Genomic DNA, 23,063 nt, shown 5'->3' with positions numbered 1-23,063 from the left:
ACTATTCCTCCTGTTTATAAAATAGTTCCGTATACTGAAAATAATGGGAGTAATATTCCTGCTACTAAACCGAGGATTAGTATCCCGATAAGCGCAATCAATGCGGGCTCTATAAGCAGGATGAATTTGGCGGTCCTCCGGTCAAGCTCATCCTGAAAATAGGAACGGATCTGGGCGAATACCCGTTCGGTTTTCCCCGCCCGCTCCCCAAGGGCGATCCAGTGCCCCAAGCAAGGGGGAAAAATGTTATTTTCCAGGAATGAGCGGGCCAGACTCCCTCCGTTTAATACCCTTTCCCGTACCTGGAACAGGGACTGACGGTAGAGTTTGTTGGAGACCAGGCCCGCTGCTTCCAGGATGGCGTCCTCCACGGATATGCCGCCCCCGGTTAGTACTTCCATGGCAAAGGTAAAGTTAAAGCTTTCCCAGGATGTGACAAACCCTCCTATCAGGGGGATCGTTAATAATAGGCGATCAATAAAACTATTAGGATCCGCATAGGATGCTTCCATCTTACGGAGTATTCCCAGGACGCTCGGGAGAAAAACGGCGATGGATGCGGGGATGATAAGTCCCAGTTCTATGGTACGTACATTGCGGCGTATACTGTCTCCCGCGTTTCCTCCAAAGCCGGAAAAGATGAGTTCCATTTTTGGCATTACAAAAAAAATCAGACCCAGGGTTCCAAGAAACGCGACGATAAGGACAAGTACGGGGTATGCCAGGGCGCCTGAAATTTTGTCCCGTAATTTTTTTCGGTCCCTGAGGTAATTACCAAGCCGGGGAAATATCCGTTCCACCGAACCTACCGCATCCCCAACTTTAACCATCCCCCGGTAAATCGGAGGAAAGATATCATCCATACATTCCACGGCCTGGGCAAAAGAAGCGCCCTTGTGGATGTATCCCAACAACGCTTTCCCCAACGCGGATGTGGCGGAATCACTGTTAATAATGACGAAGGCTTCCAGGGCATCCCTGATGGATAAGCCCGATTCCAGGAGTAATTCCATCATCTCCGTAAATTCCAGAACCGTTTTTTCATAATTTTTTTTCATTGGTAGTATTATCCCCCTCTGCGGAAAGTACGATTTCCCGTTCCACTTCTCCAAGGGTGGTGATCCCCAGAACGGCCTTTTCCAGACCGTCCTCCAGCAGGGTTCTCATGCCCTGTTTGCGGAGATACGCAGAAAGGACGTTAATGTTTGCCCGGTTAAGGATCAATTCTTCCAGTCCGGCGTCGGTGGTGAACGATTCGGACGCCACAATTCTTCCGGCAAAGCCCGTGTGTCCGCAGGCGGGACAGCCCCGTCCCTGGTAGAGTTTCTCTGCGGTGATTCCCGCCGCCTCCAGGAGCCGGCGCTCCTCCGGCGCAGCTTGACGCTCCTCTGCGCAGTGGGGGCAGATACGCCGGACCAGGCGCTGGGCCGCCGCTCCACGGAGTACCGATGCGATAAGGTAGGGCTCAATGCCCATGTTGATCAGCCGGGGTATGACAGAGGCGGTATCATTAGTGTGGAGGGTAGACAGTACCAGGTGTCCCGTTAAGGCAGCCCGGAGGGTAATCTCCGCAGTAGCGGAATCCCGGATCTCCCCGATCATGATCACATTGGGATCCTGGCGTAGGACCCGCCGGAGTAACACATCAAAACCAAGGCCGATCTGTTCGTTGATCTGTATCTGGTTAACCCCCTCCACTAGAAATTCTACGGGGTCCTCAATGGTTATTATTTTTAAGGTATCCGACACAAGTTCCCGCAGCATGGCGTTCAAGGTGGTGGTTTTACCGCTTCCCGTAGGACCGGTTAGGAGGATCAGCCCATGGGGCATCCTGAGCAACCGGCGTAGGATAGCAAGCTGTGTTACGCTGAACCCCAGTTCTTCCAGGGAAGAAGCCGAAGCCTTTCTCCCCAGGATACGCAGGACAATTGATTCACCACCGGCCACCGGTACAATGGATACCCGGAAGTCCACCTGGTCATCCCCAAGTTTTACGGTTATCCGCCCGTCCTGGGGCTGCCTCCGTTCCAGGATATTCAGGTTGGCCATTATTTTTATCCGGGAAGAAATTGCCGGGAAACGGCCGCCCTCCAGGGTCTTTACGGTTCGCAGAACCCCGTCCTGCCGGTAACGGACACGGAGCCCTTCCCTGGTAGATTCCAGATGTATGTCCGAAGCGCCGCAGCGTATCCCGTCTATGCAGATGGAATTAACCAGGTTTATAATCGGGGCGTCATTGGCCAGTTTGTCCAGCAATACCCGGTCATCCACGGCGGGGGTTCTTTTTTCATCCGCCGCCGCTTCTCCCATTCTGTTTCCCAGAAAGGCGGAAAGTTCCGCAGCATCCATGGGTATAAAAACTACGGGCTTTTTATGAAAATTACGAAGGCTGTCCTTTATGGCCGCATCAGCCTTTTCTGTAAACCCAACTTCCACAAGGTTTTCATCCTCCCGGAGTTTGATCAATCCCCGAGCTTCAATAAATTCTATCGGATACTGGGAGGCGCCTTCGGGGATGGGGCCGTAGTCATCCATGCTCATCAGTTTCATTTAAGGTACCCCTCTACAAGATCGTGATAGTACCGTTCCATCCTGAGGGAGCTATCCTGTTCTTCATATGTAGTATCCCGGGAAAGATAGGGGACGATGTAGATGACAATCTCTGTTTTCTCCTTTGTATCAGTCTGATCCCTAAAGAGTCTTCCCAAAAAAGGAATGTCGCCTAAAAGGGGTATCTTCTTGATATTTTTGTTGATATCCTCCTTCATCAGGCCGCTCAGTACCACCGGTTTTCCTGAGGGTGTACGGATCTGGGTATTCACCACCCGTTCAGAAGTTGTCGGCAGGGCAGTTGAATCGTTTGAAGCATTGTTATTCTGCTTTGACACCGTGGCATTAACAGAAATGGTGATCATATCATCACCGGAAATCCAACCGTTCAGGGCAACGATGAGCCCCGAGGTAATTTCCCGGGTTACGCCGGTACGGGAAATATTTCCCGTATCGGCGTCTACCTCAAATTCCTGGTAACGGTAGGTATCGGTGTTCTGGAACTTAATTTCCTGGCCCGAGAGGCCGTTCAGGGTGGTATTGGCGTATACTTCGGCGGTATTGTCGCCGAGCTGGACGCTCAGGTTTGTGGCGAACTGGTAACCAAACTGGGCTACCACATCAAAACTCAGGTTCATAACATTGGAAAGGTTCCCAAGGAAGGATGTGCTGCTGTCTTCCCCGGCAGGACTGACTTGGAGACCCCGGCTTATGCGGGCTTCCTTGTTTTTCATGTATTCGATAACAAGCAGTTCATAACGGATCTGCGGTTTAGGCCTGTCGATAATCGTAAGATCCTTTAGGAAAAGTTCCCGCTTTTCCTTGGGGCCGGTATAAAAAACAAGGTTGGGAAATCCCGAATCGGCAAGTTCTTCCTTTATCACCGAGGGAGGAAGGGTTTTGATAAGTTCATCGGTCTTTATATATTTCAGGGTGATAGGATAGTTTTCCCCGGGTCTATCGACCCTTTCAATAAAAGTGATAACCGGTTTTATTTCTTCCAGGGTGCCGGTAACAATGGCAGTATTGGTTTTCTTATCAATTTTGATATTGTTCCCTGTTCCCATATCTGCGGGCAGCAAAGCCGGGAGTTCCTGAGCTTGGATATAACTTAAAGGAATAATTCTGGTTTCCCGAAACTTTTTGATAACATCCCTGCGCTGCAGTTCTACAATATAGTAGATATTATTGTGGATCGCATAATCCGCATTTCCCTGTTCAAGGATAATACGCAGCAGGGTATCAAAGTCTTTACCCGTATAGTAGAGATTTTCCAGCGTAGTATCTGTCTTGGTGAGGACGGCGTATTCCCGTTCAGCTTTTTTGAACAGTTCCGGGAGGAGTTCGAGAAACCGCGCGCTTTCCAGGGAGAGCGAATAGGTGTCCCCGTCCCGGTTTATCCCACGGGCGAAGGAAGCGGATATCCTTACGGCGCCGGCCCCGGTGTGACGGATATAGTAGTAGGCGTCTTTTTTTTCGAGGGTAAACTCCTCCAGGCGCTGTATAAGAATATCCAGAACCCTAGTCGGGTCAAGGCCGTCTATATCCACCGAAAGGTTTATACGGGGCAGGGGATCATGGAGGATCGTGGTATTCCAGATTTTTGCCAGGGTCCGTATCAGATTTTCCACCGCCACATCCCTGGCCCGCATGGTAACCAGCCCAGTCGATTCATCCAGGGTTCCCTGTATGCGGGAGACACGAAAGGTATTTCCATCCCGTGTATAGAAAAGATTGTATGATGAAAGGAAAATTTCCAGGGAATCCTCAAATTCGGAATCGGTAAAATGGAAGGATGCGGCGCCTCCCACGGTTTCATCCGCAATAATGGAGGTCCCCGAGATTTCCGCCAGGGCCATAAGGATATCCGTTATCTGCTGGTTCCGGAAATCCATACTCTTCATCCGCTGCCCGTACAGTCCCTGGCTCAGGAATAGTACCGCCAGGATAAGAAAACAATTCTTTTGATTCATAGTGTCACCCATATCCTCTTTGATATTTGTCCGGCCTTATAATTCCGCCGGAATAACCCCTTTAGGGTGAGAATGTTGAATTTTGCTTTAGTCATTTGAAAAAAAAGTTAAAAAAAAGTGCTTTTTTTATTTTCTTTTTTAAAAAAAGTATAGTACCTTGGAAAACAAGGAGGATGCATGACGATTCCGGTATTTCTGCTTTTTCTTATTTTTGCCCTGCCCATTTCATGGATAGATTTTCGGACCTATCGCATCCCCGACAAACTCATTTTCCCCGGCCTTTTGGCGATTTTTATTCTTCTATTAATTGTAGAAATTAATTCCCTTCCCCATAGGGTGATTGCGGCGTTTCTCAGCTTTTTTTTCTTTCTTATTACCCGCAGCATTACCAAGGGCCTTGGCTTGGGGGATGTCAAATTTGCGTTTCTGATTGGACTCTGCTGCGGTCTGCCCTGGACCTGTATCGCCTTCCTCGGCGCCGCCCTTTCGGGTATCCTGGCCGTCCTGTTCCTCCGCCGGGGCGATAAGGAAACACTCCGCCGGCCCATACCCTTCGCCCCCTTTCTGACCCTGGGGGTCATTGAAGCCTACACCGTATCGATTTTTTTCCATTTTTTCCCGGCCTACTAAAGCATTGGCGGCAGGAATACCACCTTGCCCGGCTCTTTACTACCCAGGATATCAAGGGCAAGGAGTACGACTACAGCGACCTGCGGCAAACCTGGCAAATTTCTTTTCTGAGCAAGAATCTTCATAGTGACAATGTTCTGGTCCACCGGTTCCGGTACTATGACCAGGAAAATAACTTGCCATTTGATGGGCTGACCGCTATAATTGACGTTGAACTACTGAAGGCGAAGCAGTTTCTGGCCAAACCGGTTTTGGAAATGACGACCATAGAACGGTGGGCGGTGTTTTTCCGGTATGTCCAGGATCCCACATATCGGGATTTGATTAACGAGATACTAAACTACGAGGAGGCAATATCCATGGCAGCGGAAGAACTTTTAACCGTAAGTGAGGACGAGATACTGCGGGCGCGGTATGAGTACACGCTCAAGAACGAACTGGATTGGCAGAGCGGCATAGTAAGCGCAAGACGGGCTGGATATAAGCAGGCTGCGATGGAATATGAAGGGAAACTTCAGGCTTTGGAACAGAAACAGCAGCAGGCGGAACAGGAGATAGCGGAACTAAAGGAAAAACTCCGCAGACCGTAGCCGGATAAAAGTGGTGACTGTCACCTTTTCTGATGAAAAGCCCGGGGAGTGCCCGGGCCTTCGTTTTCTAGCATAGGTTGTATATATTAGGCGCCCATTACGTGCGAGCGCCGGGGATGCCCCTCCCTCCCCCCGTCTTTGCCCGTGTCGTCCGTGGTTAAATTTAGAATTCAAAAAAAAATCACTTTTTTTCACTTTTTTCATTTTGACTAATGCAAAATCCATAAAAGCTCCCTAATGCCTGGGAAGGGGAAAAACTCATACCCTTAACAAATTTTAAATCCGGGCCGGAGGTCCGTGTTTGGGAGGCTGATATGAAAGGATTTATTGCGGGCTTTGTTTTTTTAATCACCGGTCTGATAGTGGGCGGACAGGAAAATGCCCTCATAGCATTGCCGGTGGGTTCCCGGCCGGAAAGCGGAGACGTTACCGCCCTGGAGCTGATTCAGGATTTTCGCGGAGGAATGTATATCCTCTCTATTACTGACGGGGAATTCCGGATTTTAAAAGGCGGTCAAGGGGAGGAACTCAAACCGTATATAATAGATGGTTTTGATGGGAATCTGCTTAAGGCCCGGGATCTTGCCATGGTAAGCGGAGGTCCTGAACAATACTCGGCTTTTATTGGAACCAGGGACGGCGTAGAGGGGATTTACCTTTTCGGCCTTTCCTATATGGGTGAATTGGCTTATTACCCCCTTAGGGAAACAGAAAGTCCTGCTGGCATTGCTGCTTATTCTCTTATCTCCTCCAATGACCAAGGACTCCTGATTTTTATCCTTACAGACGGCAGGCTTAATTATATTTCAGGAGGCGGCAGGAACGATAGGATAACGAGCTCCCGGGAGATTTCCCTTCGATCCGAGAAGGTGGAGGATTTTGAGGTTTTTCATGACTGGGGGCGAAAAACAAACTACGGATGGTACAGGGTATTCCGGGAGGATCATTGGGAAATAAACTTCTTTTTGATCGGCGAACAGGGGCTGCTGATCCGGGAAGAAACCGGACCGTATGAGACAATGCCCCGGATCGAACACCGGGAATCTCAGGATGGGAATCCGGCCTTTACGGTACTGGATAATAAAAGTGTATCCGTATATCAGATCAGCGGCGGGGGCTTTGTTCGGAGCTTGGATTTTGACGCTCCCCTGAAGGTACAACGGTATATTCCCGGTCTGTTGATAGGCGATACGGATACGGGAGAAATTATTTATGGAGTATCCTTTGAACAATCCGGTATTCCGGTATTAAAGCAGTTGTTTTCCCTGCCCGGCGCTTCTCTTATTGATATATTTTCTACCGGAACTAATCAAATTTCTCTTATATATTATCACGATCGAACCTGGCGTTTTGCGCTCATTGACTTAGCGGAGGGGCTTAAAAAAGAAGGCCCGATACAAACCCTGAATGAACCGGCCCGGATGTTCTATACGGCTGGGTTTCTATCTCCCCGGTTTTGCGTCCTGAAGGGCAATGAGGAAAATGGCATCCTGGCTTTTTTCCGGTTTGAAGATGAGAACTGGAAACTTTTACGGGAAATACCGGCTCCGCGGGGATCATTCTTCCAAGGAGAGAAAAATATCCTGCTCAATCCATTCTATATGGAAAATGAAATTATCACCATGATTTCCCCGGATATGCTTGTACTTATTGATGATAAAAATGGAAAAGAACAATCACTGGATCTCGGTACATATACCTGGAGCCGCAGAATTAATGGGGTTATTTACCTGGCGGTATACACGGGAAATGAAATTACCCTGTATCGCATGGAGGAGTAGAAAATGAAAGATACGTTTCGATCTGTCATTTTTATATGGCTTCTCCTTTTTGGCTCCCTGGTTTCAACCAGGGCTGATCAGTGTGTTGTTGATAATTTTTTTGATAACTATTTAGTGCTTAATGTTACTGTTGCAGGTGAGGCCTATTTTTATAAAGGTAAATATGATGTTTATTATAATGCTCCCCGCAGTAATATATCTCTGGCTATAAGTGCGACGCTAAAGATAAGTAAGGCGTACACCATACCTGCAACGATAGAGATATTTGATCGCGATACCGGCCAGTGCGTGGAAACGTATTATCATACCGGCGATGCTATCAATTATTCATTTCCTTCTTTGCCAAGGCACGCATTTCTTAGAATTTTTCTTGCACCCAAGGCAGATTTATATAATTTCAGTACTTACGGTTTTTCTTATTATATAGATTGTGATACCAGCGCCCCATCTGTTACTGCGGAGTATAAAGGTTCCGTAATAAACGATACGCTTATTACTAATACTACATCGGAAAAAATAAAATTGATCGCCACTGATGATTTATCCGGGGTAAACGAAAAATCATGGATGATCAAGGATAGTAATTTGGAATGGTTGGAGTACTCTGAGCCGAATGTATACCCCATAGAAGGAATTCATAACTTTAGAATCAGTGTCATGGATAATGTAAATAACATGACATCAAAAACTATTATGGTAATAGCTGACATGACCGGGCCGGTGGTAACTATCACGGCAAATCCACCAAACGGATGGACCAACGGATCCGGGGTGGAACTGACTGCTGCAGGATATGATCCGCTGTCGGATGTAGACCCAAAAACATGGCAGTTCTCAACAAATTATGGCAGTTCGTGGAGCCCCGAGGGTGAGCTTAATAACCAAGTGACCATTACTAAGGAAGGATCTACCGAAGTCCGGTTCAGAGTAAAAGACAAGGTCGGGAATATTGGAAGCGGATCCATTATTTGCGGGGTTGATAAAAGAATCCCAACTGTGCGTGTAGTATCGGGAAACATAGGTGATGCATGGAGCGCTAATCCCCAGGGGGGAACCCTGGTATTTTCTGCAAGCGACTTGCTTCCCGGGCTGGCAAGAATTGAATATTCCCGGGACGATGGCGCTTCATGGACCTCCTTGAGCGTTGACGATCCTTCGCCAAGGGTAACTATCATCGAGGAAGGAAGGAATAGGGTTATTTTCAGAGCCATAGACAAGGCTGGTAATGAGGCAATGGTTGAGGGGAATATTAATATAGATACCCGTCCGCCGGAATATACCCTTTCCATTGACGGGTGTGCCCGCAAAGAGAGTAATGGTTGGATAATCCCGCTAAGGGTATCGGATATTTATGATGCGAGCAGCGGCTTTAATTATGATTCATTGAAATATACCCTGGACGGAGGGTCGCCAACCAAGCTTTCAGGTTCCGTATCAGGATCGGTATACAACGCGCCCATTCTCGCCCCTTTCCTTTCGGGGCGTGACCATAGCTTGAAAATATCAGGGGCGGATAGACTTGGAAATACCCGGGAACAGACCCTTGCATTTTCTTCCGATTTGACAGCCCCGGTTATCCGGGCCGGATCGACACTGGGGAAAACTGCAGAGGAGTGCTCCTGGACTAACCGGGATCGTTTTGAATACCTTATTACGGATACGGAAAGCGGGGTAAAGACGTATTCAGTTGAATTAAGCGTCGTACTTCCCAACGGGTTCTTATCCGCCACTAACGGGTATACCGTTACGGAAAGCGGAGTTATTTTTAAAGGTGAGGCTCCGGATGGGATATACAACGTATTGATTAAGGCTGTGGACAATGCAAATAATATCGGTGAAGAGGTCTTCTTCTATAAGTTGGACAGGCACCCGCCGGAGATAAGCCCCCTATTGATAAAATCCATCGCCGCCTATGTAACGATAACCGGGACAGATAAGGCCAGCGGCCTGGATAAAAATTGCTGGTCCGGTTCAACGGGTGGTGTTTCCGGTACCGCCGGATATACCATTGAACTTCCGGAAGGTTTACACGAGCGGACATTTACCCTGCGGGATATTGCGGGTAACAGTACTACCAAAAAAGTTACTATTTATGTAGATCAGAGTCCACCGGAAATAACCCTGCATTTACCGGAATATGGGGCTGCTGAAAAACTCCCGTTAACAATTGATGCAAGGGATAATCTTACGGAAATAAGCGGCCAATGGTACATACTTGATGGTGTGAAAACAGTCCTGGATAAAGCTCATTGGAAATCCATCGACATTCCTCTTAATTCTTATGCCGAAGGATTCCATACCATACGTTCCGGCGCCGTGGATGAGGTAGGCAATTCTGGGGAAAGCGGGGATTATCAATTTATCATAGACAGAACTCCGCCGGAATTAAGGAGCTTTGAATTACGGGATGCCGTAAACAGGGATCGTATTATCGGAAAGGATGATTACATCGGCTACGGCTCAGTCCTGGTAAAAATTACCGGTGAGGACCGGTTTATCCATAATTCAGAGGCGAAGAGCGGGGTTATCAAATCCTATTTTTGGGATGTTAAACAGAATGCCGTCCAAGCGCCGGTTTTTGTATCCCAAAGGCGGTCCGCTGAAAATGAATTTACCATAGGAAATCTAAATGAGGGCCTTAATTACCTCCATATCCGCGCCGAAGATGGCGCCGGGAACCTGAGTAATATCCTGAATTTTACCGTACTACAGGATCAACGCATCCCCGGTTCTCCCATGATACGGAGTACCACCCACGCGGAGGCGAATCGATCTGAACAGGCAAGTTCCTTGTCCCGGGCGGAATTTAATTTCTCACCTGCTTTCGAAATGAAATCGGGCATCAGTGGGTACCAATGGAAGGTAGAAAAGCTGCTTATTCAGAATGGTTACGAAGGATCTCCGGAATTTGTACGGGAAGGGCAAATTACAGAAATAGATCAGGAGGGAAAGGGGCAGCTTTCTATTGAATTGGATGATAATGGGGAAGACGAATTCTACAATTTATTTGTGCAGTGTATTGGTGGGAACACCAAGACCGGTTCCTGGGCAAAATACCGGTTCAGGATAGATACTGAAGCGCCGGGAGAACTGCGGATCCAGACGGTTCCACAGGCGGATAGTTCACGCTGGTATAATCAATGGAACGTCCTGATACGGTGGAATAAACCTTCGGACATGACCGGTGTTTCCGAATACCGGTATATTCTTCTGCCGCAGGATGAACCCTTGGAGGAGCCCTGGGGGGATATTTCTTCCTGGAATCCTACCACAGATATGGAGGTCCAGATGGATCTCCGTAATATCCTTGGCGGGAAAAAATCCGGGAGAGTACAAATTGGAGTCTGTGCCATTGATTATGCAGGAAACCGGAAGTTTGGTGTAAAATCATTTGGATACGATTTTGCTCCCCCGGAATTTGGGAGCAATTACCTCACCATCACCGATGCTGAAGATTATATGGGCAAAGGCAAGAGCATAAGCTGGGAAGGATTAGGAGATGGCGAATCGGGTATAGATCATATTACCATACTGGTCGCCGATGAGGATCGCATCCGCACCTATACTGTCGGACCTGAAGCAGCCGGGTATATCGTTACTCCCCTGGATGAAGACCGGGTATATACGGTAGTGGTTCGGGGGTATGACGGCGCCGGGAACCAAGCGGAACTCTATGCCGTTTGTGCTACCGGTAGTGCGGTGATCCCCGATGCCTATTCCATACCCTATTTGGAAAATATTAATGGATATCAGCTTTCCGGAAAGAAGCATATTAGCCCGGAGGGGATTTCCTTTGAAGATATTACCCTACAGGTTCCTGATACACTTGCAGTCTATACAATTACCGTGATTGAAGGACTTGAGGTCCGGAATCCGCTGCGGGAAATACTCCTTGAGGAACTAAACGTAAAGGACGGTGTCATTGAAAAGGGACAGACCGGTCAAGGAAGGTATGGGCTCAGGTCCGGCGAATTTACCCTGGAAGGAGAACGGTTCAGTTTAGACCGTACCGGGGGAATGAGTCTTGGGGAAGCGGTTTATACCCGGCCTATGGTTATTGCCGGGCTTCAACAGGAAAGAACAATAAACTTGGGATCCGTCACTATAGGATTTCCACCGCTTATCCAGCTTAGCTCAGGGAGCGCTGCTATTGGCGTTCCGGTACACATCACTAGTACTGCAAAAGAAAATCCCGGATTTACATTGACAGGGGTTGAGTCCCTGGCTTTACGGAACGGAAAGGAATGGTTTGACGGGAATGATATTTCCTTTAACAAACAGTATTTGGCCAGCCGTTTAATTTATCTGGAATCGCCCGTAGAAGGGGGTAGTGTCAGGCTTAAGGATAGCTCTATGGAAGAGGGGAGCCGGAATCTTAGCGCTCGCCTGGATATACCGGCAGCAGAATCCTTGAACCTTACCCTTGGGAAGGCGGTGTACACGGTGAAAAAAGGGGGGATCCGGGGCAGTTCTTTGGAGATTTACGAGGCGGCTTTATCACTGCCTGTCGGATATGAACCCAGAGAATTGATGATACGGAATTTTACCATCGACAGCTGGAATGGCATTGTGCATCATGGCCCGGATTTTTTTGCAGAAAATATTAAGATTACCAGTCCCAGCGGTGTGGTATTTGAAGGGACAAAGATCGAATTTGATATCCAGGGGAATCTGCTTGTATCGGGGATTATCAGTTCGGAAATTTATGGCGCCTATAGAACGGAAAATACAATTCTTACTAACAGTGGTATTGATTGGGAGACCGGAGCAGAGATAACAGGGTTTACCACGGACATTCATGGGTTTTTGGTAAATGCAGGAAAGGCATGGTTAACCACGGCGGGTATACTTATCTCTGAAGGAATAATTGACGTTTGGGATAATCAACAGGTAATAACCGGATTAGGTCTGGGGAATAACAGAAAAGATGAAGTCTGGCAGAATGGAATAATACGGGATGTGTTTTTCGGTGACCCGGGATATGGCAGCCAAATTCAGATTAACGCGGGGAAGATCACCGCCGACGGGTTTTTGGGTAATGCCTTTCTTCCACTTGGAAATGGTATTACGGATCAGGCAGGTGGAGGATATTGGGATTTCCCCGGGGTACAGCTTAATCCTAACGGCGCCATAACCGGAGAGTACGAGGGTGAAAAACTATTTATCATAGCCGGTAACCTTATTACGGCGGAAAATATCAGCTTTGATGGCGGGCAGATACTAATAGGAAAGGGGAGAATAGAAGGAGTTCTAAACCTGAATCCGGGGAATATTACTTTTACGGGAATGACTCTTGATTACCGGGGTATATCAACGGAAGGTTTATCCGGGAGCAGCTTTAAATATTATGCTTCGGGCTGGGAGATCCGGTATGAAAGCCTTGCCTTTGACGGACTGGGCATAAAGGGACGGGGATCACTCCGACTTCCGGAAAAACTGGGAGGGCTTAGTATTGAGTTTCCGGAAGCCAGAATTTCTGCGGATGGTCTTCTTACAAGCGGTACGCTGGACGGGATACAGGACATTCTACGCTTTCAAAATGTACCCCTCTCCGCAGATGGGGTTTCACTGAAGGTTCTGAATGGAAACTATGTTTTTGAAATAGCCTATCCCCTTGTTTCATTGAAGGAGATCAACGGTCCGGATATTCTTTTTGGCGGCGTTATTTTTGATCCCGATGGCATGGTTCTTACAGGAAATAATGAAGAGCGGCGATTTAACCTTACCGCATCCAATGGGTATGTGATAGGGGTGGAAAATTCCAGAATTGAAAATGACGGTCTTATTCTGGACGGGGTTCTTTTCCTGCAATGGCCTGGCCAGAACATTGCAATTCCCGGGGGGAAATACAGGATACTTCCGGATTACCGCGTAAGCGGAACCGCCTTGAATACGGAACTTGTATACCAATTTGGCGATTGGTCCATAAGGGGACGGGATATCAAGTTTGACGTTGACCGAATACGGATTGGAACTAATCGGATCCTGTTCCGGGAAATAGAAATCGATATCGGAGAGATTCCCCTTAGTATTGACGGGCAGCTTTTGCAGCAGGTAGTTCAAACACAGGATCTTAGGATTTCTCTCCTTGGTACTGTAGCGAAGATAAGCGAAACACGGTTCTCCGATAAGGGGATTGAAGCTGGGATGATTATTGTTTTGCCTGCCTACCTGGGGGGTAAGTCCTTTACCTTTGATACAGTGGGTTTTAAACCCGACGGGGGATTTTGGATAGAAAAAAAGATAGATCAGCTTGATTTTACCGCCCTTAATTTTACTTTTAGTATAAAGAGCGTCACCCTGGATAAACTTGGTCTTCATGCAGAACAGGCATCTATTGTTCTTCCGGAGTCCATGGAAAGGGTAAGCATTAGTGTCCACGACCTGCGGATAGCAAATACCGGTACAGTTAGTATAGAGAATACCGAGATAAGTCCTTTTACACTCTGGAATATGCATTTTACTCTGAATAATTTTTCTATTGTTAACGAAGAAGTAAACTTCTCCGGTAGTATTCGCCTTCCCGAAGTCATGCCGGGAGAATTATCAGCCAGGGAAATACAGATCCGGGATTTCAGGGTAGATCTTGGCGGCGGTATACTGTCCTTGGATGTGTGCCTGAATGGAGAGTATACGGTACCCTTCACCGGCGTCTGGAATCTCCTATTTCGGGATGTTAGGGTTATCTATTCTCAGGGGCAGCCATGGATAACAGCAGAGTTAGTAAAACTGGTATTCCCCCTGGAATATATGGTTCAGAATGCACGTGTTGATCAGGTTAAATTTAACCCGCTAACCGGGGAATTTGCCTTTTCCGATATTACTATTAGTACGAATATTTTCATGAATTTCCTAGGGGTTGATTTCTCCCTGAATGAGGTACAAATCCAATCAGGATTGGCTATTAAATTTATCGGATCCGCCCATTTCGCCAACCCGGAATTTCCGGCCTTTATCGCCGGAAAAACAGCGAAGGTCAACAGTTTTGAAATACGTTCCGATGGAAACCTTGGGACCATAGACATTTCTTTGGATGGCCTTGAAGGAGGCATTATCCCCGGGGTGGACGGTATAGTATTGAAGAAAGGGCATGTTGCCCTGCGTAAGGAAGGGGCGAAATCCCTGACAATGGACATAGGGGGTAATATCACCTTGAACAGCTCTATGCCTGCGGGTTTAGTGGGAGCTGCCCTGAAGATCGAAACTTTTACCTATGATATCGCCGCCATGGAAATTACCCGGTTAAAAGCTTCTGTGGTTTTACCAACCGCCAATTCCCTTGGAAATCTATTTACCAAGCTCTCCATAGGCATTGACTGGAACGAAAAGAAACAAACAGGATTTTTGAATCTATCGGGTAATCTGATTCTTCCGGCTTGTTTTCCTGCATTTCTGTATGCGAAGGAAGTCAAGATCAGTAATTTTAAAATAGGTTTTGATGGCGCCATACAGTCCTTCTCGGCGAAATATTCCACAGAAAAGAACAAACCCTATGATGCATTTCAATGCGTGCAGTTATCCGATGTGGTCATCGAGATATCTTTGAAATCCGGGGTGATGGAATTCGATCTGGCGGGAACGGTGATACTTCCGGCAAATAAATTTCCCCAGGGTATAGGAGGACTGCGGACTTCCATAGCTATGAAATTTGATACTGTATCGGGTTTAAAATCCGCCGCTGCTTCTGCGGTCCTGCCGGCTCAGAAATTATTCGGTTCCATGGAATTACGAAATGGCATGTTGGGTATTTCTAAACCGGCGGGAAAACCCCTGGAAATATCCGTTGGAGGAGAGTTGGTGTTTCCGGATTTCTTTCCCGTAGGCCTGCGGGGACTTGCTGTGGGGATACAGAAATTTACCATAAATACCTACGGTGAAATACTTGATGTAAATATCGCCGCCTCCGGTATAACGGCTAAAATATTCGGAATGGTAGATCTGTCCAATGGAAGTATAAATTTTAGGAAAGGTTTGGGGCAGGAATTTTTAATTAATATAGGAGGTAGTATCCAGTTTAGTAGTACCGGACTGCCGGATGGTATACGGAATTCGTCAATGGTTATTAGGACCCTGGAATTATCCACCCGCGATGGATTGATGGCCTTTGATGCGGGTCTTGGATCGGAAATTGTTTTTTCCATCCTTGGTGGGATCCGGGTAAACTTCAACAGGTTGAACCTCAGTGAATCCGGGATAAGTATCAGTGGCAGCGCTAAACTGCCATCAAGCTATCCAAAGGGATTAGCCAATACCGAGATAACTATGAGGGCCCTTAAGCTGGGATGGAATGGTTCCATACAGGATATCAATGGTGGCATTGGGGCGTGGTACATGACTCTTGTGGGATTTACCGCAACTATTGAAGAACTTTTCTTTGAAAAGGATGCTTCGGGACAATTTTTGATAAGCCTCAAGTCCTGTAAAATACAGCTGCCCCAGGGATTCGGCGATTTTGGCGGCCAATATATCGGTATTAAAAATGCTAAAATTCGGCCCAGCGACGGCGCTTTTCTTGGGGATATAGAGATGTCAAAGGTAGAAACTGAAATTGCCGGGTTTAAACTGGTTATGGAGAAACCGGCGCTTGAATTTTCCGAAAACCTGATTAGCTTTTCTAAGGTAAGCCTAAAGTTCCCGGATTTTATTGGGAAGGGAGATATTACCCTGAACAAAGTAAAACTATCCGCCTCTGAGGGTTTACAGATTTCCGGAGGTGCATTTAAGCTGCCAAACTTCAGTGTAGGGACTTTGACCTTTAATGATGTAAAAGTTAGTTTTGCTAGTTATACTACAGGATATACCCTGGAAGGCGGCGGTTCGGTCATTATTCCCGGAGCGGGAAATATCACCGCTTACCTTGGTTTTGCAACAATAAGCCCAACCTATTCTATAGGCCTAAAACAGGCTTATTTTTCGTATGTGCTGGCCACCGGAGGGATACCCCTGGGCAATTCCGGCTTATTTCTTAATGGTATTAGCGGCGGTATTGCTTATGGCCCCCCCGATGAGGTACCCCAGCCGGGTAAGGGTTTATTCAACGATATGGGTCCCCGGATTGCTGTGGGACTGCACGTGGGTGATGCCTATGGCGGTACTATTCTTGATATGACTCCCGCCGCCTGGGTTGATATAAAAAACGGTACCTGGGCCTTTGAGGGTAAAGCTATGATATTGAAGGGAAAACTTGATATCAATGCCAGGTTAAGCGCCGCAATGGGATCGAAGGGATTTGTGGGAGAAGTGTATGTGAAGCTTGCCTTTGTCGAAGGAGGTGTTACTGTTTATGTCTTTGATAAATCCGGAAGAACGATTTTCTCCGGCCAAGGAGGAGTAAAATTCGGTATAAGCAAGGGCGCTATTATTAATACCTCGCTTATAATGGTTCCTGAAAGCAATACCTGGCTAGTGGAGGTAAACGCCGAATTTGGACAGTTTAGTAACGGGAAATCGGGATTCAAGGGAACGGTAGAGTTACCGGTTATTGGTACTGTGGGTGTTTTTGTAGGACCGGGACAGTTTGATTTTGGTTCCCTGTCGAGCTACAAAATAGAAAAGCCGAGTTGGATCAAGGATATCCGGAGCTTTGGAGATCAGGACATCAATTCTCTGGATCGCAGTGATCGGAGTGGTAATGAGGATGTCAGCTATCGGTTCTTTATTCCGCCAAAGGGTAAGGAAATTACAGCGCCTCTCAGTATGCTCTATGAGGAATATAACGGAACAGAAAAAATCCCGGACAGCGGCCTTGATCGGCTCATCGTTTTGCTTGAGTATATCGAAGGGGCGCCCCAATTAACAGTAAGTTCTCCATCGGGAATGGAATACCGTGAAGGGTATGAGGGAACCGAAACGATCGTTGGGAAAAACGGTATTGTTTTAGTTATCCATTCTGCAGAAGCGGGGATCTGGCAGCTGCGGGTAAGCGGGCTTGAGGAAGACGCCTATCAATTAAGCGCCTTGGGCAGTATGGCCATGCCCATGCTTGAGCTTCACGAACCGGCGGTTACACCGGAAAGGGTAAACGGTACAGTACGGGTCCGGGGAATAACAGAACAGGGGAAAACGGGAATCCGTATTTTTGCCCGGGAAGAGATGGAACTTCCGGGACTGGAATTGGGAACCTATGCTATCGATCCCAATGGCCAATTTGACCTGATGGTTCCGGTACAGGATCTTTACGACGGTGAATACTTTATCTACGCGCAGCTTGAAGGGCCGGAGGACTATCTATCCCCTGCGGCCTATGCACCGGGGAAAATTTTGCTGGACAGGAGCGCTCTACCCATGCTGGCGCCGGGTGAATTGCGGATCGCAGAAACGGATCCGGAAATTCTGACGCTTCATTGGCATAATACCAATGGCGGACGCACCGAAGGATATAAAGTAAAAATCCGGGAAAATGGCGGCGAAACAGAATCTATTGTATACGTAGGTAATATAACTGCCCTCAGCCTTCCGGGGTATACGCCGGATCAGGAAATATCCTTTGCCGTTACCGCTCTGGATAATAAGTACCAAGCGGGGCCATGGTCGGATGAGATATCTTTCCGGCCCGGTCAGGAAAAACCAGTTTTCAATCGTCCGGTTGCCCTGGCAGAACGTTTCCGGGAACATGGTTTTATCGGCAATTTTATTGAAGGTATCCTGAGGGCCAGGATCGAAAATTTTCATGAAAGCACCGATGCTTCCGGGTATATAGGGGTTCGTTATACCGGTCCTGAGCAAAATCAATTCCTTAATATGCATTTTGCTTCCCCCGTTAAGGTAAGTGAAACAACCGTGGAGATACCTTGGTATATGGGTGTTTCTGAATCTATGGGGCCCGGTCTTTATGAATACACTTGCGAATTTTTTAATGAAGCTAATAGCGCTTTGAACAGCCCCTTTACGCTGGCAGTGGAAATTAGCTGGCCCGTACCTGAGGTGACCGCTGTGGAGCCCTCTGAAATAAACGGCGTACGTGAGAATATCCTTACCGTATATGGAAGTGGTTTTGTACCCGGAACCAGGGTATTCTGGGGGGATGAAGAACTGATAATCCTGAATGATGGAACCGATACGAGTTCAGGAACAATGCGGGTAATACTGCCGCCCCGATCGGGAATCGGGCTAAAACAAAACAGTACGGAGGAAGGCAAAATTATCATCCAGGGCCCTGGTGGTGAAAGGGCTCTTTTCCCCATAACAGTATTACTACCTGGTTATAGGGTCTCTCTTTATACCCGGACCGCTGAAACCATTCCCGGCGGGAAAGTAGATTATGCCCTGGGGATAAGTCCGGTGAACGGATTTGAGGGGGCCGTGTCTTTCAAGGTGTTGGATAAACCGGAGGAACTGGAAATTGTCCTCCCGGTAATTACCGTAAACGCGATAGAAAACATCGCAGAAAATTTTACAGGGCTAATAGGGATTTATGTCAGGGAAAACACTAAGGCCGGTTCTTATAGTTCCCGCATTGAAGGAGAAGGGGGCAGGGTCTTTGAATTAGTTACCAATGTACGGGATATTCCACCCGTTCCCGCTCTTACCAGCGTAGTTCCCCGGGCAGCCTATACGGGCGATGAAGTCCATATCTACGGATATGGTCTTGGATCACAGGGAACCCTGTTCCTCAATGGGCAGGATGTTCCGGTTTCCCGGTGGTCCGATGGGGAATTGATTTTTGTTGTTCCCGACAACGGACTAAGTGGTAAAATTCATGTGCTTTCTTCGGGGGGTGAAAGTAACGCCCTTGCCTTTACGGTAAAGGATAGGGGCTTTGATATGCATCCCGGTACGGAGCGGCTGGAATTAAACGCCGGAGAAGAAAAGATTCTTCCCATAGTGATAACGGGATATGCGGATACGGTTACGCTAAGCGTCGTCTGCGAGCCCGGAGCGCCGTTTACGGCGTTCCTTGACCGGGAGGAGCTGAAACCCAATGAACGCTTAAATTTGCGTATCCGGGCGGAATCTTTTGCGGGGAACGGCGTTTGGAATATTGTCATTCATGGCACAAGCCGGGGTTTTGAATCTACTGCGGAAATAACGGTACACATAGGCAGCTCCTTCAGTATTACTACTACCAATCTTCCCGATGGGTTGGTGGAAGTCAGCTATTACGGTGAGCTTTCAAGCCGGAACGCCGGGGGAGAAGTTGAATATCACGTGAAACAGGGCAGCCTGCCCCCGGGACTTACCATGACCCCCCAGGGGATAATAAGCGGACGGCCCCTGGAACAGGGTCAATATCAGGTAGATATTGAGGCACAGGATCGGATGGGCTGGAAGGACGGACGCTCCTTTACCATAACGATATGGGAAGAAGTTTGGGGGCAGGAAGGAAAAGACGGTGGAAAGACATGGTCGGTAAGAACGGATCTTCCCGCCAATGATGATACCGCCTGGATCTATGAAGGGAAGGACCCGGTTATACAGATCCTGGGGGCGGAGAATAAAATTATTGCTCTTGGCCGTGAAAGTCTTAGCATTCTAATGGCAGGAGACGGAGGCCTGGTCTGGAATATTAAAGGCGCCTATAAAAAAGTACTCTACGCAGGTGGCAAACTCTATGCCTTAACCGAGGAAGGACTTCTTGAAGTCCGGAATCCTCATAGCGACGCCCTGCTTTGGTCCCGGGAGGAGATTCAGGCAATCAGTACCGATGGTACTACTATTATTGAAGAAACAAAGGATCGGCGCTTCTTTAGAAACGCAGAACGGGGAACTTTAATTGAAGAACAGAAGAAGGGTACAGAAACTAAGCTTCCGGTACTATGGCGATACGGTACCGCCTATGCAATAGACGATACTAAACTGGTTCCCCTTTACGGCGTTGGTAAGCCCTGGGATGCGGGGGAGAAGATCCTTGCCGCTGCTGCGGATATCCGCGGCGGTGCGGTGATCACCGAAAATTCCCTGGTCCTCTTTGACAGGGAAATGAAGGAAACCCGGCGGATTTCCTATGCCCAGCATTCAGGGATCGCACTATCCCTGACCGATGAAGGGGTATCGGTATTGGATAACGGGATCCTCCGGTCCTATGATCGGGAGGAGCTGACACTCCAATGGACACGCCGCATAGACGGCGCTGTTCCGGCAAACGGTTTGGAGAAAACAGTAATTGCCGGCCGGGATGGTCTAATGGTTTTGAACCGGTATACGGGCGCTGTGATTTGGCAGGACGAGAAGCCGTATAGCAGTTTTGCTCTCTACCATGAACGGATTTTTGCCTCTGGTACGGATGGTACAATCCGGGCCTTTAACGGCGCTGCTAATGTTTATGGGCCGGTAACAGAAATACGGATCGAGGGCGACGAGGGCGATGAGTTTGATGGTTGGTATACCTGGACGCCGGAGATTGAAATTACCGCCGTCGACCGGGAAACCTATGTCGCCGGGATCCTGATGCAGCTTGATGACGGACCCTGGGAAGATGACCCGGCGCCGTTTTTACCGGAAGACGGGGAACATCGTATCAGAGCCTACGGTGTGGACAGCCGCGGCCTTAGGGGAGTGGAAGTTCAGCGGCAGTTTAAGATTGATACGGGATTACCGGAAAGCGTTCTTACCCTGTCCTCCGAAGAGCCGGAAAGCGGCTGGTATAACCAAGCTCTTACGCTCACCCTGGATGCCTGGGATGATGTGTCCGGGGTTGACTGGATTTGGACTTCGATTTCAGCCTACTCAGGGCCAATATATTTGGCGGCTCAGGGGAGGCACAGCTTCTCCTGGTATGCCCTGGATAAAGCGGGAAACCGAGAAGAAACACAGCGGCGGAATATTAGAATTGATCTTGAGCCGCCCTATGCGGAGGCTTCGGCGGTTTATGACCAGGCCATGGCCGAACTGACTATTACTGCCCGGGATCTCTTGTCGGGTACCGCGTTTATTGAATACCGGATCAACAGCGGCGGTACGGAACAGTACCGGGAACCGCTGCTGTTTACGGAACCGGGAACTTATCAAGTCAGCTACCGGGCAGGGGACCGGGCGGGAAACATTGGCCTCTGGCAAACCAGTAACGTGGTGATTGCACCGAATATTAGCGAGGCAGTTCTTATTAACTCGCCGTTGATAAACGGTATGCCCAGATCGGTGATGAGCCATGCCCGGAACGGAATGCCCCTGATAGACGCCGTTGATGACGGGACCATAGCAAAACTTCCTTCCTATACCTTGGGAGCAGAGTATATACTCTGGGAAGAGGGGGATGCGGAACTTGACGAAAGCGTCCGGATCCGTTTTCAGGTAAAGCGGAATGCGGTGGTCTATATTTTCCTGCCTCAGAATGCTGCAGCGCCCGGTTCTTGGGCTTTTGTGGAGGATAGGGTGGGGATCAACCTTCAGTACTATCCCGGCGGCGCCGCAGTCTATATGAGGCGCTACGGTCCTTCCGGCTGGGTAGAAATATCCGGTACCCCCAGCGGCATTATTCAGCCCCTTATCATGGTACAGGAGAAGGGAAGCGTAGGCGCAGATATACTGATTAACCGGGAAACCGCGGAACTCCCCGTGGACAGCTTTACCCTGGAGGCCTTGGTCCAGCCTTGGCAGTACAGCCGCCGCTTGCCCCTGCGTAAAAGATGGTTTGTAAATACCGGCGATGGCTGGACGCCCCTGGAGGGAAACCGTTACGAACCACCCCTTGATTTCGGCGAAGAAGCTGTTGAAAAGGATATTTCAGTTCCATTACGTTTCAGGCTGGAGCTCTACACACCGGATGGCGAGGTGGAGTACCGGATAGAAAAGGTGTACGGTATCTCAACTGATTTCTCAGTTATTGATCCAGCACAAATTTTTTAATAGCCTGGCCGACACCGCCCTTTCCGCAGTCGCCGGTGATTTCTCCGGCGACTGCTTTCAGTTCTTCGCAGGCATTGCCCATGGCGATACCCAGGCCGGCGGCGCAGATTATGTCGATGTCGTTCCTGCTGTCGCCGATGGCTATACTGTTTGCACGGGGGATGCCCAGGGTCTCAAGGACTATGGACATCCCCTTTGATTTGCTTTCCCCAAGGAGTATCCCCTCAAAGTAAACCGGGGGAAAGGTATTAAGCTGGAAATACTCGCTTAAAAAATCCCGCTCCTTTTCGCTTATATCTCCCTGGATGGTTAATTTTGATATTATTGCATCGGAGTATTTGGTAAGAAAATCATCCTCCTTAGTTACGGAAAATATTTTTTTATCAGTATTGTAATGTTCCGGAAGTTTGATCCCGTAAACTCCGTTTGTCCCTTCAAATACGCAGAATTTATCTAATTGAAAATAGAGGGCGCATATGGCGGGGAGAAGTTCCTGGGGTATCCACTTGTGATAAACGGCATGGTCTCCGATTATCACCAGGGCGCCGGCGCCGGCGATGATGCCGTCCAACCATGGGGCATCCTTTAATATCCCGGGAATATGGGCCAGACCCCGGCCGGTGCTAAGAAATATTTTATGGCCCCGGCGGTGAGCCTCCTCGATCTGCTCAACATCATCCGGGAAAGGGCCGGTTTCATTGGTAACCAGGGTTTCATCTATGTCCAGGAAGATCGCTTTTGCTGAATTTTTCATA

At 48.3% G+C, this 23,063-nt stretch carries 8 protein-coding genes; 4 read left to right on the top strand and 4 right to left on the bottom strand.

Annotated features, from left to right (window positions below; genetic code table 11):
• Window positions 1-14: 14 nt before the first annotated feature.
• Genes TPRIMZ1_RS0111230 through TPRIMZ1_RS19770 form a run of 3 tightly spaced genes read right to left on the bottom strand, consistent with a single transcriptional unit; the run spans window position 15 to window position 4,523 of the window.
• A complete protein-coding gene (locus tag TPRIMZ1_RS0111230) occupies window positions 15-1,058 on the bottom strand; it encodes a type II secretion system F family protein (protein ID WP_010259478.1) in 1,044 nt (347 codons plus the stop codon).
• A complete protein-coding gene (locus tag TPRIMZ1_RS0111225; protein ID WP_010259476.1) occupies window positions 1,042-2,550 on the bottom strand; it encodes a GspE/PulE family protein in 1,509 nt (502 codons plus the stop codon). The genes TPRIMZ1_RS0111230 and TPRIMZ1_RS0111225 overlap by 17 nt, the downstream gene beginning before the upstream one ends.
• Entirely contained in the window at window positions 2,547-4,523 is a 1,977-nt protein-coding gene (locus tag TPRIMZ1_RS19770) for a secretin N-terminal domain-containing protein (protein ID WP_010259474.1), read from the bottom strand. The genes TPRIMZ1_RS0111225 and TPRIMZ1_RS19770 overlap by 4 nt, the downstream gene beginning before the upstream one ends.
• 177 nt (window positions 4,524-4,700) lie before the next feature.
• Here TPRIMZ1_RS19770 and TPRIMZ1_RS0111215 point away from each other — a divergent pair, with 177 nt between their 5' ends.
• The 4 genes from TPRIMZ1_RS0111215 (at window position 4,701) to TPRIMZ1_RS0111195 (ending at window position 22,308) form a co-directional block, all read left to right on the top strand.
• Window positions 4,701-5,153, top strand: a complete 453-nt coding sequence (locus TPRIMZ1_RS0111215) for a prepilin peptidase (RefSeq protein ID WP_010259472.1) — start codon at window positions 4,701-4,703, stop codon at window positions 5,151-5,153.
• Window positions 5,120-5,743, top strand: a complete 624-nt coding sequence (locus tag TPRIMZ1_RS0111205) for a PD-(D/E)XK nuclease family transposase (protein ID WP_081503660.1) — start codon at window positions 5,120-5,122, stop codon at window positions 5,741-5,743. Before TPRIMZ1_RS0111215 ends, TPRIMZ1_RS0111205 begins: the two co-directional genes overlap by 34 nt.
• Before the next feature lie 314 nt (window positions 5,744-6,057).
• On the top strand, window positions 6,058-7,524 hold the full coding sequence (locus tag TPRIMZ1_RS0111200) for a hypothetical protein (protein ID WP_010259467.1): 1,467 nt from the start codon (window positions 6,058-6,060) through the stop codon (window positions 7,522-7,524).
• Window positions 7,525-7,527: 3 nt separating this feature from the next.
• Window positions 7,528-22,308: an OmpL47-type beta-barrel domain-containing protein gene (locus TPRIMZ1_RS0111195; protein ID WP_010259465.1), complete on the top strand. Its 14,781-nt coding sequence runs from the start codon at window positions 7,528-7,530 to the stop codon at window positions 22,306-22,308.
• Here the strand turns inward: TPRIMZ1_RS0111195 and TPRIMZ1_RS0111190 are convergent.
• On the bottom strand, window positions 22,283-23,062 hold the full coding sequence (locus TPRIMZ1_RS0111190; RefSeq protein ID WP_010259463.1) for an HAD family hydrolase: 780 nt from the start codon (window positions 23,060-23,062) through the stop codon (window positions 22,283-22,285). The genes TPRIMZ1_RS0111195 and TPRIMZ1_RS0111190 overlap by 26 nt on opposite strands.
• Between the last annotated feature and the right edge of the window lies 1 nt (window position 23,063).

The organism is Treponema primitia ZAS-1, from assembly GCF_000297095.1.
In the GTDB taxonomy this organism is placed as follows: Bacteria; Spirochaetota; Spirochaetia; order Treponematales; family Breznakiellaceae; genus Termitinema; species Termitinema primitia_A.
This window is presented reverse-complemented; position numbering and strand designations above follow the sequence as displayed.